14 protein-coding genes are annotated in these 15,354 nt (G+C 64.2%); 5 read left to right on the top strand and 9 right to left on the bottom strand.

Annotated features, from left to right (window positions below):
• Window positions 1-75 precede the first annotated feature (75 nt).
• From LDN82_RS06360 to glyA, 6 genes are all read right to left on the bottom strand, one after another.
• Entirely contained in the window at window positions 76-1,005 is a 930-nt protein-coding gene (locus tag LDN82_RS06360; protein WP_224093888.1) for an ABC transporter ATP-binding protein, read from the bottom strand.
• A gap of 149 nt (window positions 1,006-1,154) precedes the next feature.
• A complete protein-coding gene (locus tag LDN82_RS06355) occupies window positions 1,155-1,469 on the bottom strand; it encodes an SHOCT domain-containing protein (RefSeq protein WP_224091519.1) in 315 nt (104 codons plus the stop codon).
• A gap of 150 nt (window positions 1,470-1,619) precedes the next feature.
• Window positions 1,620-2,285: a response regulator transcription factor gene (locus LDN82_RS06350; RefSeq protein WP_224166786.1), complete on the bottom strand. Its 666-nt coding sequence runs from the start codon at window positions 2,283-2,285 to the stop codon at window positions 1,620-1,622.
• Entirely contained in the window at window positions 2,282-3,430 is a 1,149-nt protein-coding gene (locus LDN82_RS06345) for a histidine kinase (RefSeq protein WP_224166785.1), read from the bottom strand. The genes LDN82_RS06350 and LDN82_RS06345 overlap by 4 nt, the downstream gene beginning before the upstream one ends.
• 104 nt (window positions 3,431-3,534) lie before the next feature.
• Entirely contained in the window at window positions 3,535-4,428 is an 894-nt protein-coding gene (locus LDN82_RS06340; RefSeq protein WP_224166784.1) for a bifunctional methylenetetrahydrofolate dehydrogenase/methenyltetrahydrofolate cyclohydrolase, read from the bottom strand.
• Window positions 4,429-4,588: 160 nt separating this feature from the next.
• Entirely contained in the window at window positions 4,589-5,884 is a 1,296-nt protein-coding gene (gene glyA / locus LDN82_RS06335) for a serine hydroxymethyltransferase (protein WP_224166783.1), read from the bottom strand.
• 235 nt (window positions 5,885-6,119) lie between these two features.
• On the opposite strand from glyA, the gene purU reads away from it, so the two are divergent.
• The 3 genes from purU (at window position 6,120) to LDN82_RS06320 (ending at window position 8,258) form a co-directional block, all read left to right on the top strand.
• Entirely contained in the window at window positions 6,120-6,980 is an 861-nt protein-coding gene (purU, locus tag LDN82_RS06330; RefSeq protein WP_224166782.1) for a formyltetrahydrofolate deformylase, read from the top strand.
• Window positions 6,981-7,001: 21 nt separating this feature from the next.
• Window positions 7,002-7,667, top strand: a complete 666-nt coding sequence (locus tag LDN82_RS06325) for a class I SAM-dependent methyltransferase (protein ID WP_224166781.1) — start codon at window positions 7,002-7,004, stop codon at window positions 7,665-7,667.
• Window positions 7,668-7,739: 72 nt separating this feature from the next.
• Window positions 7,740-8,258, top strand: a complete 519-nt coding sequence (locus tag LDN82_RS06320) for a gamma carbonic anhydrase family protein (protein ID WP_224166780.1) — start codon at window positions 7,740-7,742, stop codon at window positions 8,256-8,258.
• Between the two features lie 85 nt (window positions 8,259-8,343).
• On the opposite strand, the gene LDN82_RS06315 is transcribed toward LDN82_RS06320, so the two are convergent.
• Window positions 8,344-10,050, bottom strand: a complete 1,707-nt coding sequence (locus LDN82_RS06315) for an NAD(P)/FAD-dependent oxidoreductase (protein WP_224166779.1) — start codon at window positions 10,048-10,050, stop codon at window positions 8,344-8,346.
• Window positions 10,050-11,531: an amino acid permease gene (locus tag LDN82_RS06310; RefSeq protein WP_224167478.1), complete on the bottom strand. Its 1,482-nt coding sequence runs from the start codon at window positions 11,529-11,531 to the stop codon at window positions 10,050-10,052. The genes LDN82_RS06315 and LDN82_RS06310 overlap by 1 nt, the downstream gene beginning before the upstream one ends.
• Before the next feature lie 140 nt (window positions 11,532-11,671).
• Here LDN82_RS06310 and alr point away from each other — a divergent pair, with 140 nt between their 5' ends.
• A complete protein-coding gene (gene alr / locus LDN82_RS06305) occupies window positions 11,672-12,919 on the top strand; it encodes an alanine racemase (protein ID WP_224166778.1) in 1,248 nt (415 codons plus the stop codon).
• Entirely contained in the window at window positions 12,909-14,558 is a 1,650-nt protein-coding gene (locus LDN82_RS06300; RefSeq protein ID WP_224166777.1) for a PucR family transcriptional regulator, read from the top strand. Before alr ends, LDN82_RS06300 begins: the two co-directional genes overlap by 11 nt.
• Here LDN82_RS06300 and LDN82_RS06295 read toward each other — a convergent pair.
• Window positions 14,531-15,337, bottom strand: coding sequence for a carbon-nitrogen hydrolase family protein (locus LDN82_RS06295; protein ID WP_224166776.1), 807 nt, complete (start codon window positions 15,335-15,337; stop codon window positions 14,531-14,533). The genes LDN82_RS06300 and LDN82_RS06295 overlap by 28 nt on opposite strands.
• Between the last annotated feature and the right edge of the window lie 17 nt (window positions 15,338-15,354).

The raw sequence follows: 15,354 nt of genomic DNA, 5'->3' as shown, positions 1-15,354 counted from the left end.
GGGTGTGCCCGCAACGGCTGCTCCGCCGTCGTGATTGGTTTGGCAGTACCTTCACCGAAAGGTCCCAACGGATCCTTAATCAACGAGGCTCCTGCCCGTGAGCCGGAGGAACACGTCCTCCAGGGAGGAACGGCGCACCAGGGACGTCATCGGACGCAGCCCCCGCGCCGAAACCTGCTCCAGCGCGGCCTCGCCGTCATGCGCGTAGATGAGCACCCGGTCAGGAAGTGTCTCGAGCCGCTCGCCGATGCCCTGAAGTTCGACGCCGATACGCGAGTTCCGCTCGGATCCGAACCTCAATTCAAGTACTTCGCGGGAGGAGTGCTCGCGGATCAAGCTGGCCGGCGATCCCTCGGCCATGATCTTGCCCTTGTCCACCACGATCAGGCGGTCGCAGAGTTGCTCTGCCTCGTCCATGTAGTGGGTGGTCAGGATCAGTGTGACGCCGTTTTCCTTCAGCCGGAACAGGCGGTCCCAGAGGATGTGCCGGGCTTGCGGGTCAAGGCCCGTGGTGGGCTCGTCCAGGAGGAGGATACGGGGTTCGTTGATGAGCGACCGCGCGATGGTGAGCCGCCGTTTCATGCCACCGGACAGCGCATCCACTTTGGAGTTGGCCTTGTCCGTGAGCTGCGCGAATTCCAGGAGCTCGTCCGCTTTGGGCCGCAGGTAGCTCAGCGGCAGGCCGAAGTAACGGCCGTAGACGATCAGGTTCTCGCGAACCTTCAGTTCTTCGTCAAGGTTGTCCTGCTGCGGAACGACGCCCAGGTGTGCCCTGACTTCGGGGCCATGGGATTCCGGGTCCAGGCCCATGATGTTCAGCGTTCCCGAAGTGCGCTGCGAGACTCCGCCGATCATTTTCATGGTGGTGGATTTGCCCGCGCCGTTGGGGCCGAGCAGCCCGAAGGACTCTCCCGCCGGAACATCGAAGGAGATGTTGTCCACGGCTGTGAGCTCGCCATAGGTTTTGGTGAGGTTCCGCGCGCTGATGACGGTGGGTGGGTTCATGTCGAAGCTGGTTTGCCACGATTCGGAGTGTGTTGCAGAGCCGGTTGCTTCATTGTGCACCCTCAGCAGACTAGTAGCGCCAACGAATATGTGAAAGGGCTCTTGCAGATATTTTTGCAAGAGCCCTCTCATTTTCGCTTTCGTCCAGGTCAGGACGGTGGCTGCGAGCGCAATACCTCCAGCCGCTGCCTGAACTCGGTCTCATCAATTTCGCCCCGTGCATAGCGTTCGCGCAGCACGCCCTCGGCACCCTGGGTAGCTACCCAGTGATGGTTGCGGCGCCAAGCCCTCCGGCCGACGAAAATGAACAGGAAGATCACGAGGATCCAGAACAGCGGGAACAGCAGGAAGAACGGCCAGTACGTACCGTCTCCCCAGGGACCATGCGCGACGACGGTGGCCGGCAACTGTGCCAGCGCTCCCGTGGTGGTCTCCCCGACGATTGAAGCCAATGCGGTGAACATGTCAGTGATCCAAACTCTCTCCGCCGTTTCCCGGCGCGAACCGTCTTTCGGCTCTGATTCGAGTCTGCCCGCGGACGGCCGGCGGGACGTCCGCCGTCGGGAGTCACTTGGAAGCGGCCCGCTACTCCGTGTGGAGTGGCCGGGCGGCGGTCAGCTGCTCCATCCTGGCCGGACCAGGCCCGATTCGTAAGCGAGCACCACCAGTTGCGAGCGGTCCCTCACCATCAGCTTGGTCATGATGCGCGAAACGTGGGTCTTCGCGGTCAGCGGGGTGATGAACAGGCGTTCGGCGATCTCTGCATTGTTCAGGCCCTCCCCCACCAAGGCCAGAACTTCGCGTTCGCGTTCCGTCACCTGCTCAAGGGGAATGACTTTTCCTGCCGCCCGACTCTGCGATGCCATCTGTGCCATGATCCGCCGGGTGACCGAGGGCGAAAGGAGCGCATCGCCGTCGTGGACGACCCGGACGGCTCGGATGAGCTCTGCGGGTTCGGTGTCCTTCACCAGGAAGCCGGCTGCGCCCGCGCGGACGGCCTCGGCGATGTACTCGTCGAGCTCGAAGGTTGTCAGGATGATGATGCGTGTGCCGGACAGGGTTGGGTCCGAGAGAATCCTGCGGGTGGCGGTGAGGCCGTCGTCGTCCGGCATCCGGATGTCCATGAGGATGACGTCCGGTTTGTCGCGCGCCGCCAGTCTCACTGCCTCCCTGCCGGTGCCGGCCTCGGCCACCACTTCCATGTCCGGTTCAGCGTCCAGGAGGGCACGGAAGCCTGCCCGGATAAGGGTTTGGTCGTCGGCGAGGAGGATGCGGATCATGGGCGGTTTCCTTCTGCCTGCTCTGTTATGGGCAACAGCGCCTCTACGCGGAGCCCGGGCCGGAGTTCGTGTAGCGTGAGCGTCCCGCCCAAGCCGACCGCCCTCTCGCGCATCCCCGTGAGGCCGTTGCCGGGGAGCGCCCGGCCCATGCCCGCGCCGTCGTCGTCTATCCGGACAGTCAGCAGCCCCTCACCGCTGGTGAGGCTCACGACGGCGGATTGGGCACCTGAGTGCCTGCCGACGTTGGTCAGGGCTTCCTGGATGATCCGGTACGCCGCTTCCTGCTGCGCCGGGCCGACGAGCTCATGGTTCGAGTGGTCCTCAAAGTGCATCTGCAAGCCACCCAGCTCCGCGTTCTTCACAAGTTCGGGGATCCTGGCAAGCGTAGGGCGGGCCGCAGGGGCAAGCGGCACGTCCTCCCGCAACACGCCCAGGAGTTGCCGGACTTCCGTGAGGGATTCCTTGCTGGCTGCTTTGATGGCTTCCAGTGCAGGCCGAAGCTTCTGGGGATCATCCGAGCCCACGTGCAACGCCACGGATGCCTGCACGTTGATCATGGACAACGAATGAGCCACGACATCATGGATATCGCGGGCGAGGGTGAGCCGGTACTCATCGCGTTCGGCCTTCCGGGCGGCCTCCCGGCGACGTCGGTATTCCGCGAACCGCTCGCGCCGGCGTCGGAATCCCTGTCCTATCAGCACCAGAATGGCGGCCCATGCCACGCCGGCTGAAGCACGGAGGGGCCAGTTGGGATCGCCGCCGAGTGCGGTCGCGAACACGACCGCGGCAGCGGCGATTCCGGCCCCCACCCACGCCTGCCACCGCAAACCCGCCGACGACGTCAGAACTATGGCCAACGCCAGCGAGAGCGGAATCGGACCCCAGGCATAGCCAAGGCCAACATAGGCACCCGTGGCCACCAGGGCGACGGGAAGCATAACCGCAGGCGCCCGCCTCCGGAACGCCAGTCCAGCGGGCCCGGCCAGCAGCAACAGGATCGCTAGCGCGTCCAACGGCCGTGGGGCGTCCTGATGGCTCGCGGAAAAAAGCGTCCCCGCCACCTGGATGAGCGCCACCGTGATGACGATGAAGCTCGTGGGTGGGCCCGCAAAACGGCGGCCACCAGGGAAACGGGGTTGCATACACCGAGCCTAGCTTTGCTCCGGGTGTTCGTCGTCGGATTAACGGAGCAGGGCGCCTACTCCCGGAGGAGTAGGCGCCCTGCATTTTCGACTGCTGGTACGCCTCAGGCGATGCCAGCTGCGCGCTCGGCGCTCTCCACAACGTTGGCGAGCAGCATGGCGCGGGTCATCGGACCCACGCCGCCCGGGTTCGGGGACAACCAGGCGGCGACATCGGCAGCTGCGGGGTCCACGTCTCCGGTGACCACAGCCTTGCCGTTGGCGTCCTCCACGCGGCTGACGCCGACGTCGAGCACTATTGCGCCCGGCTTGAGGTCTTCAGCCTTGATCATGTGCGGCACGCCTGCAGCGGCAATCACGACGTCGGCCTGCTTGAGTTCCGCAGGCAGGTCAACGGTTCCCGTGTGCGCCAGGATGACCGTGGCGTTGACTTCCCTGCGGGTGAGCAGGAGGCCAATGGGGCGGCCGATAGTGACACCGCGGCCCACTACCAGGACGCGCTTGCCGTTGAGATCAATTCCGTGCCGGCGCATCAGTTCCACGCAGCCCTTGGGTGTGCAAGGAAGCGGGGACTTCATTTCGCCACTGACGTTGGCCACCAGGCGGCCAAGGTTCATGGGGTGCAGGCCATCGGCGTCCTTGTTCGGATCCATGGCCTCCAGGATGACGTCCTGGTCAATGTGCTTGGGCAGCGGCAACTGAACGATGTAGCCCGTGCATTCCGGGTTTTCGTTGAGTTCGCGGACAACCTTCAGGAGGTCTTCCTGGGTGATGTCCTCGGGCAGGTCACGGCGGATGGACTGGATGCCCACCTCGGCGCAGTCCTTGTGCTTGCCGCCGACGTACCAGGTGCTGCCCGGGTCCGAACCCACCAGGATGGTGCCCAGGCCCGGGACGATGCCTTTTGCTGCGAGGACGGAAACGCGTTCGGTCAGTTCGGCCTTGATGGCTGCGGCGGTGGCCTTGCCGTCAAGGATCTGTGCTGTGGACTGTGTCATTCCATCTGCTCTTTCTGGTGGGTGACCTATTTTCGAAAGCCTTCGAGCAGGCTCATGCCAACGGGACCCGCCGCCGAGGGTGTGGCCGCGGATCCCGTTGGCTCCGGTTCAGTGCCCGGGTAATGCGTTTTTCAGCGCCTGTTGTCGCGGGAACCGCTGTTTACCACTGCTCGTGCTGCGGGTACAGCGGGAAGTCGGCAGCCAGCTTGTCGACGCGTGCCTGGAGGGCTTCGACGTCCGTTGCGGAGCCGGCCTTCAGTGCCGTGGCGATGATCTCGGCGACCTCGGTGAACTCGGTGGCACCGAATCCGCGGGTAGCCAGTGCAGGCGTACCGATGCGGAGGCCGGAGGTGACCATCGGCGGGCGGGGGTCGAACGGAACAGCGTTGCGGTTCACGGTGATGCCCACGGAGTGCAGGAGGTCTTCGGCCTGCTGGCCGTCCAGCTGCGAGTTACGCAGGTCAACCAGGACCAGGTGGACGTCGGTTCCGCCGGTGAGGACCGAGACGCCGGCTTCGGCGACGTCGGACTGGTTCAGGCGGTCAGCGATGATCCTGGCACCCTCGAGGACACGCTCCTGGCGCTCCTTGAATTCTTCGCTGCCGGCGATCTTGAAGGCAACAGCCTTGGCGGCGATGACGTGCATGAGCGGGCCACCCTGCTGGCCCGGGAAGACGTTGGAGTTCAGCTTCTTGGCCCACTCCTGCTTGGCCAGGATCACACCGGAACGCGGACCTGCGAGCGTCTTGTGCACAGTGGAGGTGACGACGTCGGAGTGCGGGACCGGGCTCGGGTGCAGGCCTGCTGCAACCAGTCCGGCGAAGTGTGCCATGTCCGTCCACAGGAGTGCGCCAACTTCGTCGGCAATGGAGCGGAAGGCGGCGAAGTCGAGGTGGCGCGGGTAAGCGGACCAGCCGGCGATGATGACCTGCGGCTTCTCGGCGATGGCCTGCTCGCGCAGCTTGTCCATGTCGATGCGGAAGCTGTCTTCTTCAACCTGGTAAGCAGCTACGTTGTAGAGCTTGCCGGAGAAGTTCAGCTTCATGCCGTGGGTCAGGTGGCCACCGTGTGCCAGGGACAGGCCCAGGATCTTGTCGCCCGGGGTAATCATGGCGGACAGCGCCGCAGCGTTTGCCTGTGCACCGGAGTGCGGTTGGACGTTGGCGTACTCGGCACCGAACAGTTCCTTGACGCGGTCGATCGCCAGCTGCTCCGCGACGTCGACGTATTCACAGCCGCCGTAGTAGCGGCGGCCCGGGTAACCCTCGGCGTACTTGTTGGTCAGGACGGAGCCCTGCGCTTCCATGACGGCGCGGGGGGCGAAGTTTTCGGAGGCGATCATTTCCAGGGTGCCGCGCTGGCGGCCGAGTTCCTGGTCGAGGACTGCTGCGATCTCGGGATCGAGCTCAGCGAGCGACTGGTTGCTGACAGACGCGGAAGTGGTGGTGGTAGGCACGGAGATCTCCTGGCTAGGCAACGGTGGTGCTACAGGTCAGGCTACCGGCAGCAGCATTCCCGCGTCCCCTTGATTACGGAGGCATCGGTCACGTGCATGCAGCGGTAAGACATGACCCTCGGCCCAGGCGTACGATCCGTGGTCTTCGTGATTGCCGCTCCCTGGTGGTAGTCCACCCAACGCCAGTTGCGACCCGTTAACAGTACAACAAGGCAGCACAGGTAGGCTTATCCGCGTGACTGAATCCGCCTTGCCTGCTGCTTTTGTTGTAACACTCTCCTGCCCCGACCGCCCCGGCATCGTCCACGCGGTAGCTGGAGCCTTGCTTGAGGCGGGTTGCAACATCGCCGATTCCCAGCAGTACGGAAGCCCCAGCACCGGCAACTTCTTCATGCGCGTGGAGGCTACGACGTCGTCCTCCCAGGACGAGCTGGCCGCCGCACTGCGGCCGGTCGCTGAGTCCTTTGGCATGACCTGGCAGATCAACCCGGTAGGCCGGAAGGTCCGCACCATCATCCTGTGTTCCAAGGATGCGCACTGCCTGAACGATCTCCTGTTCCAGCAGCGCACCGGAACGCTGCCTATCGATGTTCCGGCGATTGTTTCAAACCATCGCGACCTTGAAGAGCTGGCCCAGTTCTACGGGATCCCGTTCCACCACATTCCGGTGACGCCTGAGACCAAGCCGCAGGCCGAGGCCGAACTCCTGAAACTGATTGCGGAGCACGATGTCGAACTCACAGTCCTGGCGCGTTACATGCAGGTCCTTTCCAACGAGCTCTGCACGGAATTGAACGGCAAGGCAATCAACATCCACCACTCGTTCCTGCCTTCCTTCAAGGGGGCCAAGCCCTACCACCAGGCCCACGCCCGCGGTGTGAAGATCATCGGCGCGACGGCCCACTACGTGACGGCGGACCTCGATGAGGGGCCGATCATCGAGCAGGAAGTCATCCGTGTGGACCACGCCCGCACTGCCGCCCAGTTCGTCCAGATGGGCCGCGACGTGGAGGGGCGCACCCTGGCCCAGGCAGTCCAGTGGCACGCTGAACACCGCGTGCTTTTGGATGGCACCCGGACCGTGGTGTTCAACTAGCGCCACTCCTAAGCTGGGGGTATGCATGGCGTCCCCGAAGCTGACCACGAAGCTGACCTCGCAGTTTTCTACGACCGCCAGGCACCCGTCCGGAACACCCGCGCCCTCACCCCTCACCGGGTCGAGTGCCGGGAATGGTTCACCCGCCTCCTGAAGGAGGAACACCGGCACTCCGTGTTCGAGCTGGGCTGCGGCACGGGTGTGGAAGGGTTGGAGTTCGTCCGTGCAGGCCTGCACTACACAGGCGTGGACCTCTCACCGGAGAGCGTTCATGTGGCCCGCTCCCACGGGCTCGAAGTTACTGTCGCCAGTGGCCGCCAGTTGCCGTTCCCCGATTCGGTTTTCTCCGCCGTTTGGACCATGAGCACCCTCCTGCATGTCCCCAACAGCAGGATTCACGACGTCGTCAGCGAACTTGTGCGGGTCAGCGCGGCTGGCGCGCCGATCGCCGTCGGGCTTTGGTCCGGTGAGGATGTGGAGGTCCTCAACCCGGAGGACCTCGAAGAACCCCGCCGTTTCTTCAGCCGCCGCAGCGACGACACCGTGCGCCGGATCTTCGGAGAGCACGGCTCGATTGAGCATTTCAGGACTTGGCCGGAGGGCATCGGTGTCGAGTCCGGGCCGGGAGCGGGCAACTGGACGCAGCACTACCAATTCCTGGTCCTGCGCACCCCCTCCCCCAACTAGGTCGCATTTGTGCGCGTTATGAGCGCTCATAACGCGCTCTGCTGCTACCCAGTTGGGAACTAAGCTGGCTCCATGGCTCCCTCTTACACTTTCGCCGGGGACACCCCGGTCATCCATGAATCCGCCTTCGTGGCACCCACCGCATCGATCATCGGCAAGGCCACGCTGGCCGAGGACTCCAGCGCCTTTTATGGTGTGTCCGTGCGCGCAGATACGGCCGCGATCAGCGTCGGTGCCGGATCGAACCTGCAGGACAACGTGGTCCTGCACGCCGATCCCGGTTTCCCCTGCACGGTTGGCGAGCGCGTCTCCGTCGGGCACAGCGCAGTGGTCCACGGCTGCACTGTGGAGGACGACTGCCTCATCGGCATGAGTGCCACCATCCTGAACGGCGCAGTGATTGGCACGGGTTCGCTCATTGCAGCCGGCGCCGTGGTCCTGGAAGGCACAGTCATCCCGCCGCGATCACTCGTGGCCGGGGTTCCCGCCAAGGTACGCCGCGAATTGACCGACGAAGAGTTTGAGGGCGTCAAGCACAACGCCGCCCATTACAAGGATCTCGCTGCGGCGCACCGGGAAATGCACGCTTAGGCGCGAATGCGGGGACCTGCCCTGTGCCCTAACCCGGGGTTTGGGACGCAGGGCAGGCCCCGCAACGCATCTGGTCGAGGGAAATTCAGTCCAGGCTGATGGGACCGAACTCGTCCAGCAGGTCGCCCGGGCCCGGGTTACCGGCAACGGACGATCCGCCCAGATGGTTCACCACACCCCACACGGCGTTGAGGCCGGTGGTCACGGCGCCCTCGGCCCAGCCTGCGGTGAAGGAGACATCGTCACCGGCAAGGAAGATTCCGCGCTGGCTCTCCGGCAGCTGATCCTGCTTGAAGTGGGTGAAGAGCCGCTGCTGGTACCGGTAATGGCCCGGCAGGTTGGCTTTGAAGGCCCCCATGAAGTTGGGGTCCGCTTCCCAGGAGACAGTGATCGGCTGCCCCACGATGTGGCTGGCGATGTCCACGCCGGGGTAGATCTGCTCCAACGAATGCAGCATGAGCTTGACGCGCTCTTCGGCAGTGAGCGCAAGCCATTTCAGCGCGTCATCGTTCCATGTGTAGGACAGGAGGATGACAGCGGGCTTGTCAGGGCCGTCGTCGAGCAAGTATGTAGCCCGGTTGAGGCGGTCGGTGAGTGTCATGGACAGGACTTCGCGTCCGGTTTCGGGATCGATGTCCTTCCAGAAGGGCCTGTCCACCATCACGAATGTCTTTGACGACTGCATGTAGTGCGAGCGCTCGATCGCCGTCCACAGCTCGGCCGGGAACAAAGCCTCCTCGGTGTGGATGCGCGTGGATAGCAACCACGACTGGCAAGTGGTTACCACCGCCTGGTAAGTGGCTTCGCGTCCCCAGTTTTCGCGGACCACCAGGTCACCGTTGTCTGCCCGGCGGATGTTGTCCACCGCTCCACGCGGGGAGCCGGAGTGCAGCGACGACAGTGACGTGCCGGCCGGCCAGTATTTAAGGTCCGACGGCGCGTGGTTCCACAGTGCCTCGGGGAGCCTTTGCGCTCCTCCCGAAATGAGCCGGTGCTGGTCGTCTGCGTCGGTGTAGACAACGCGGAGGATCTCCAGGATGGAGTTGGGGAAATCGGTGTCCCAACCGCCGGTTCCGAAGCCCACCTGGCCGAACGCTTCGCGGTGGGCGAAGCCGGCTTCCTTGAAGGACTTGCTGGCTGCGATGAATCCGTAGAACGTCTGCTCGTCCAGTTCGGGCAGGAGTGCGTTCCAGAGTTCCTTGATCCGCTTGGTATCGCGGGCCTTGATGGCTTCCTGCATTTCAGCGAAGGCAGCGCCATCGTTGACTGCGGCCTTCCAGGCATCGGCCACTTCCTGGAAAAATTCCGGCAGCTCATCTGCTGTGGTGGCGTAGTGCTTTTTGCCCGCAAGTTCGATCACAGTGCTGGACGTCGCCGGGGCCATCGGGTTGGGGAAGTCCTGTGTTTCCAGGCCAAGAAGGTCCACGTAGTGGTAGAAGGCTTTGCCGGAGACCGGGAAACGCATGCCACCAAGATCGGCTACGACGCCGGGCGCAGAGGGGAAGCTTGCCGTGCGAAGACGGCCTCCGATCTGGTCGGCCTCGTAGATCACGGGCTTGAGGCCAAGTTTCATGAGCTCATAGGCGGTGACCAGCCCTGACAGGCCGGCGCCGATGACGGCTACTTCCGTGCCATAGAGCTCCTCGGGAATGCTTCCGAGTCCGTCCGGGTGTGCCAGGTAATGGTCATAGCTGAACGGGAAGTCCGGGTTCAGCATGGTGATGGGGGCTTCGCCTGCCTCCGCCGCGGAAGCGGCAACGTCGGCTGTGGGAAGTTCGGTAGCGATGGTCATCAGTTTGCGGCTTTCACAGGTTCCGGGCTCGCGGCCCTGGTGGTCAGTTCACGGTAGTCCTGTTCGCTGAGCGCGGCTACCTTGGAGTTCCGGCGTCCATAGCCGAAGTAGATGGCGATGCCCACCAGCATCCAAACACCGAACGTGATCCAGGTGTCTGCGCCGAGGTTGAGCATCAGGAAGGCACACATCAGCGTGCCCAGGATTGGGGTGATCGGGTACAGCGGGACCCGGAAGCTCCGGTCAAGGTCCGGGCGGTTGCGCCGGAGATAGATCACGGCGACATTGACCAGTGCGAAGGCGAACAGCGTGCCGATGCTGGTTGCATCGGCCAGGGCACCCAGCGGGACCAAGCCAGCGGTGAGTGCGACGGCGGTTCCCACTATCAGGGTCCCGGCGACTGGTGTTCCGGTGCGGCGGGAGACGCGGCCGAAGACTTTGGGCACCATGCCATCGCGGGACATTGAGAGCAGGATGCGGGTCTGGCCGTAGAGGACTGTCAGCACGATGCTGGCGATGGCAAGCACTGCACCGGCAGAGAAGACCAAAGCGATCCACGGCTGGCCGGTGATCTCGTGCAGGATCTGGACCAGGGCAGCTTCCGTGCCATCGAACCAGCCCCACGGACGGGCACCGATCGCGGCTACGGACACCAGGACGTAGATGCTGGTGACAATCACCATGGAGAGCATGATGGCACGTGGCAGGTCCCGCTTGGGGTTCCTGGCTTCCTCGCCGGCGGTGGAGGCGGCGTCGAATCCGATGTAGGAGAAGAAGACGCTTGATGCTGCGGCAGAGACACCGGCTGCACCCATCGGCATGAGGGGCTCGAAGTTTCCGGCATTGAAAGCGGTGAAAGCGACGGCGCAGAAGAAGATCAGGATGCCTACTTTGATGATGACGATCGCCGTGTTGATCCAGGCACTTTCACGGGCGCCCCGGACCAGCAGGATCATGGCAAGAACCACGATCACCATGGCGGGAACATTCACCACCCCGCCATCGCCCGGCGGCTGGCTCATGGCATCAGGCAGGACCTGCCCAAACGCCGCCAGTGTCTCATTGACGTACTGTCCCGCACCTACCGCAACAGCGGCCACGGACACCGCGTATTCCAGTACCAGGCACCAACCGCAGATCCACGCCATGCCCTCACCCATCGTGGCGTAGGAGTAGGAGTAGCTGGAGCCTGCCACCGGGACGAGCCCTGCCATTTCGGCGTAGGACACTGCGGAGAAGAGCGCAGCCAAACCAGCGATCACGAAGGAGATCCAGATGGCCGGGCCGGCCAGCGGCACGGACTCGCCAAGGATCACCAGGATGCCGGTGCCCAGTGTTGCACCGACGCTGATCATGGTCAGCTGCAGGACCCCGAAGCTGCGCACCAGCGGCGTGCCGCTTTCGCCGGTTCCGGCCTCGTTGACCATCTGCCCGATCGGCTTGCGGCGCAGGAGTTGGCCACCGAGGCTGGGCCTGGCCATGCTCGCCGCCGTTGAGTTTTGAGTGTTCACAGGCACAGTCACCCTTGACGTCCCTTCAAAGTAGTTTCGATTTCCCCTCCACAAGACTGGCATGTAAGCCACCTCACACAATGGTGCAAAATGACCTATAGTGTTCAACCATGAGACGTATTGCACAGTACCAAGAGGGCGGTCCACTGGCCCTCTCCGGTCAGGTCAGAGTGGACCTGTCCGCCATTTCAGACAACATCAAGGCCCTTAAGGACCGCACCAAGGCACCCTTCTTCATGGCCGTAGTGAAGGGCAACGCCTACGGGCATGGGCTCGTGGAAGTAGCCCGTACGGCCGTTGATTCCGGCGCCGACTGGCTGGGAACCGCGCAGCTCACCGAAGCCATCGCACTGCGCAAAGCCGGCATCACAGCACCGATCCTTTCGTGGTTGTATCTGGCATCCCAGACGAGCGACACCATCCTGGAAGCACTCGAAAACAACATCGACGTCTCCCTCGGAAGCGTCCACCAACTCCAGGTGCTGGCAGGCATCGCCGAACGCCTTGGCCGTCCCGCCGTCGTACATCTTGAACTGGACAGCGGGCTGAGCCGCGGTGGTGCGCGAAAGGAGGATTGGGCCGAACTTGTAGCCCATGCCCGGCAAGCGGAAGTGGACGGCACCGTTCTTGTCCGCGGCATTTGGACCCACTTGGCGTGGGCCGATGTGCCCGCCCATCCTGGGAATGCCAGCGCTGTTGCTGAGTTCGAAGACGCCGTACGTGAGGCACGCGCTGCCGGACTGAAACCTGAACTGAGGCACGTTTCCAGCTCAGCCAACATCCTGGACCGGCCGGAATTCCACTTCGACATGGTCCGTGCGGGACTGGCAATTTACGGCCTCGCCCCCGCAGACCACCTCAATCCGACCGACTTCGGATTACGGCCGGCCCTCAGCGTCACGGCCCCGCTGGTGATGGTCAAGAAGGTCCCCGCAGGCACTGGCGTCAGCTACGAGCACCAGGCCATCACCTATGAACCCCGCTACCTTGGGCTCATTCCCCTCGGCTACGCGGACGGCATCCCGAAAGGCATCAGTGGCCGCTCGGTGGTGAACATCGGGGGACGCAGCGTCCCGGTCATCGGCAAGGTCTGCATGGATCAATTCATGGTGGACCTCGGACCCGACGCGACCGGGATCGGCGTAGGCGATACTGCGGTGTTGTTCGGTGACCCGGCCACCGGAGCGGCGAGCGCCGACGATTGGGGCGCCGCGATCGGCAGCCACGGGGATGAGATCATCAACAGGATCGCGCCTCGACTGCCGCGCGTATACGCCTCCTTTACCCAAGAAGATGCAGCCTACGAGTGCCCCGACTACCAGGAGCCGGCAGCCGCCGGGCAGGACCATGTTGCCTGAGCCCGCCACCGCCCGCCTGAGTTTCGTCACGCTGGAACAGTTCCTGGAGCAGCTGCCGCCCGAGTTGAAAATGCTTCACGACGGCGGCAGCGGCGCCTCGCTGCTGCGGTGGGTGGAACCGAGCGAGCTCGAAGACCCCACCCCTTACCTTCCAGAGGGCGAGTTCCTGCTGACCGCCGGCCTGCCTTTCCTTGGGGACGGCGGCTCGGCGGCCAGCGTGGACGCGTATGTTCGGCGACTGGTGGGGGCGAAGGTGGCCGCCCTCGGATTCGGCATCAGGCCCTATTTCGACGCCGTCCCGGACGTCCTCCTCGACGCCTGCCGCAGGCATAACCTCACCCTGTTTGAGGTCCCTGAGTCCGTGCCCTTCGCCGCGATCGGCCTGGAGTTCTCCCAGCTCCTGGAATCGGACAACGCCCGCGTATTCCGGCAATTGGCGGAAACCAACCGCCAACTCATGCGGGCAGTCCTCTCCCCCAGACCAGAGCATGAATTACTGGCAGCCCTCGTCCAGCGCGTTCCCGTGTGGGCCGTGCTGGTCGGGGCGGACGGACGCGTGCGGGCGCGCGGGCACAATGCCGGCGGCAGCACCGGCGTCGAGCATTCATTGTTGGCGCCGCTGCTGGAACGGTTGCTGACCGGCAGCGGACCGCGCGTGGAGATGGATGGTTTCGAGCAGCCTGGGTCTGCCCTGGTGTTCGGTCATCCTCTGCGCAGTACAAAGGACGCGAACCTTGGGGCGCTGATTCTTGGCTCGGACGCTCCCCTGACGCCTGCGCAGAACAATGTGGTGCAGTCGGCGGTGGGTTTGCTGGAGTTGCTGGTCCGTCAACGAACCAGCGGATCACTTGCTCCGAGCCAGCTTGCCACCGCACTGCTCCTCCATCCGGACACCTTGTCCACAGGCGCAACCAAGCACGTCAACGGACTCAAAGACCTGCTGGCGCAGAGCCTTTCCTCGACGCGTTCGGGCCAGATGCGGGTAGTGCAGGGCATCAAGGCCGAATCCCCCGACTGGCCCGCCGGCGACGGCCCGGTCCGTGAGCTGCTGCAGTGGCGCAGGCTGTTCGATACCAAGCTCGTGGAAATAACCGACTACGGCTTCGCGGCCATCACCCGTTTGAAGGTGGATGACGCGCTGCTTGCCGACGTCGAAAAGCTTGGCTGGAGGCTGGCGATCGGCGAGCCCACCGAACTCACCGGGCTTGCGACGGCGTATCAGCGGGTAAGTTCGCTGCGCGGGCGGGTGTTGTCCAGCGGGAAGAGTGTCCGTGTGGACGAAGTGCAGTGGTCTGTAACCGGTCTTCTGGGACGCGAGGCAGGGACCATGCTGGCCGAGCGCCTCCTTGCCCCCGTGTTGTCCCTGGAACCTGACCGCCGTGATTCCCTCCTGTCGGTGCTGCGCGGCTGGCTCAGCGAAAACGGAAGCTGGGACGGTTCGGCCAAAATGCTGGGCCTGCACCGCAACAGCGTCCGCCGGCAAATAGGCGTCCTCGGTGAGCTGCTGGACAAGGACCTCAACCAGGCACAGGTCCGGGCAGAACTATGGATCGCGCTGCAGTACGCGGACGAGCTTGTTGCCGGGTTGACGGGGTCCGAGGGAGGCGCGGTTTATGCGCCCGCCTCCCATTCCCGGTAGAGCTCAGGGCGTCGTTCGCGCAGATACGGGACTTCGTCGCGTGCGGCCTTCACCGTCTCCGTGCCCACTTCCGCGAACAGGAGCGCTGCCGCCTCCCCCGCCGCCGCGAGCAACGAGCCATCGGGGCCGGCAACGACGCTGCCGCCGAGGAAGTTGTAGATGTCCTCGCGCCCGCTGTGGTTGGCGTACGCAACGTTGAGCTGGCTCTCCACCGCGCGGGCACGGATGAGCACCTGCGGCACGTTATCGAACCCCATTGACAACGCCGTGGGGACCAGCAGGAGTTCAGCCCCGCGGGTTGCAGCCGCCCGGACTGCCTCCGGGAACTCGACGTCGTAGCAAATCAGGATCGACGTTCGGATCCCGTTGAAATCCACGACGGCGGGAGGTGCTTGGGCGCCGACGAACGCCTTGCGCTCCTCCGCGCCAAAGAGGTGGACCTTGGCGTAATGGAGGAGTTCCTCGCCACTGCCGTCCACGAGGGTAGCGGTGATGTGCCAGGCGTTGTCCTCGGGAGATGGCGCCGGAAGGCTGTACACAAGTCCGATATTGTGCCGGCGGGCGATGCCAGCGAGGCGTTCGCGGATGCCGGGAAGTGTTGCCGGGTCCAACTCGGCGTGAAGCCGCAGCGGTGCGTAGCCCACGGGGAAGAGCTCCGGCGTCAGGAGCAACCCGGCCCCCGCCTGTGCTGCGCGCCGGGCGGCGTCGTCGATCGTGCGCAGGTTCGCCTCGACGTCCAGGACTGAAGCGTTGGCCTGCAGGACGGATAGCAGCATCATTACCACCTTGGTTGCAC

Origin of the sequence: Arthrobacter sp. StoSoilA2 (assembly GCF_019977195.1) — a bacterium.
Lineage (GTDB): Bacteria > Actinomycetota > Actinomycetes > Actinomycetales > Micrococcaceae > Arthrobacter.
Note: the sequence above shows the minus strand (reverse complement) of the source record. Positions and strands in the feature narration are given on the sequence as shown.

What these genes read in the sequence shown, in the direction of transcription:
- LDN82_RS06295 (WP_224166776.1), bottom strand. Translation starts at nt 15,337, where the DNA reads ATGATGCTGCTATCCGTCCTGCAGGCCAACGCTTCAGTCCTGGACGTC.
- LDN82_RS06310 (WP_224167478.1), bottom strand. Translation starts at nt 11,531, where the DNA reads ATGGCCAGGCCCAGCCTCGGTGGCCAACTCCTGCGCCGCAAGCCGATC.
- LDN82_RS06350 (WP_224166786.1), bottom strand. Translation starts at nt 2,285, where the DNA reads ATGATCCGCATCCTCCTCGCCGACGACCAAACCCTTATCCGGGCAGGC.
- LDN82_RS06300 (WP_224166777.1), top strand. Translation starts at nt 12,909, where the DNA reads ATGTTGCCTGAGCCCGCCACCGCCCGCCTGAGTTTCGTCACGCTGGAA.
- LDN82_RS06325 (WP_224166781.1), top strand. Translation starts at nt 7,002, where the DNA reads ATGCATGGCGTCCCCGAAGCTGACCACGAAGCTGACCTCGCAGTTTTC.
- LDN82_RS06320 (WP_224166780.1), top strand. Translation starts at nt 7,740, where the DNA reads ATGGCTCCCTCTTACACTTTCGCCGGGGACACCCCGGTCATCCATGAA.
- LDN82_RS06355 (WP_224091519.1), bottom strand. Translation starts at nt 1,469, where the DNA reads ATGTTCACCGCATTGGCTTCAATCGTCGGGGAGACCACCACGGGAGCG.
- LDN82_RS06345 (WP_224166785.1), bottom strand. Translation starts at nt 3,430, where the DNA reads ATGCAACCCCGTTTCCCTGGTGGCCGCCGTTTTGCGGGCCCACCCACG.
- LDN82_RS06340 (WP_224166784.1), bottom strand. Translation starts at nt 4,428, where the DNA reads ATGACACAGTCCACAGCACAGATCCTTGACGGCAAGGCCACCGCCGCA.
- LDN82_RS06315 (WP_224166779.1), bottom strand. Translation starts at nt 10,050, where the DNA reads ATGACCATCGCTACCGAACTTCCCACAGCCGACGTTGCCGCTTCCGCG.
- alr (WP_224166778.1), top strand. Translation starts at nt 11,672, where the DNA reads ATGAGACGTATTGCACAGTACCAAGAGGGCGGTCCACTGGCCCTCTCC.
- LDN82_RS06360 (WP_224093888.1), bottom strand. Translation starts at nt 1,005, where the DNA reads ATGAACCCACCCACCGTCATCAGCGCGCGGAACCTCACCAAAACCTAT.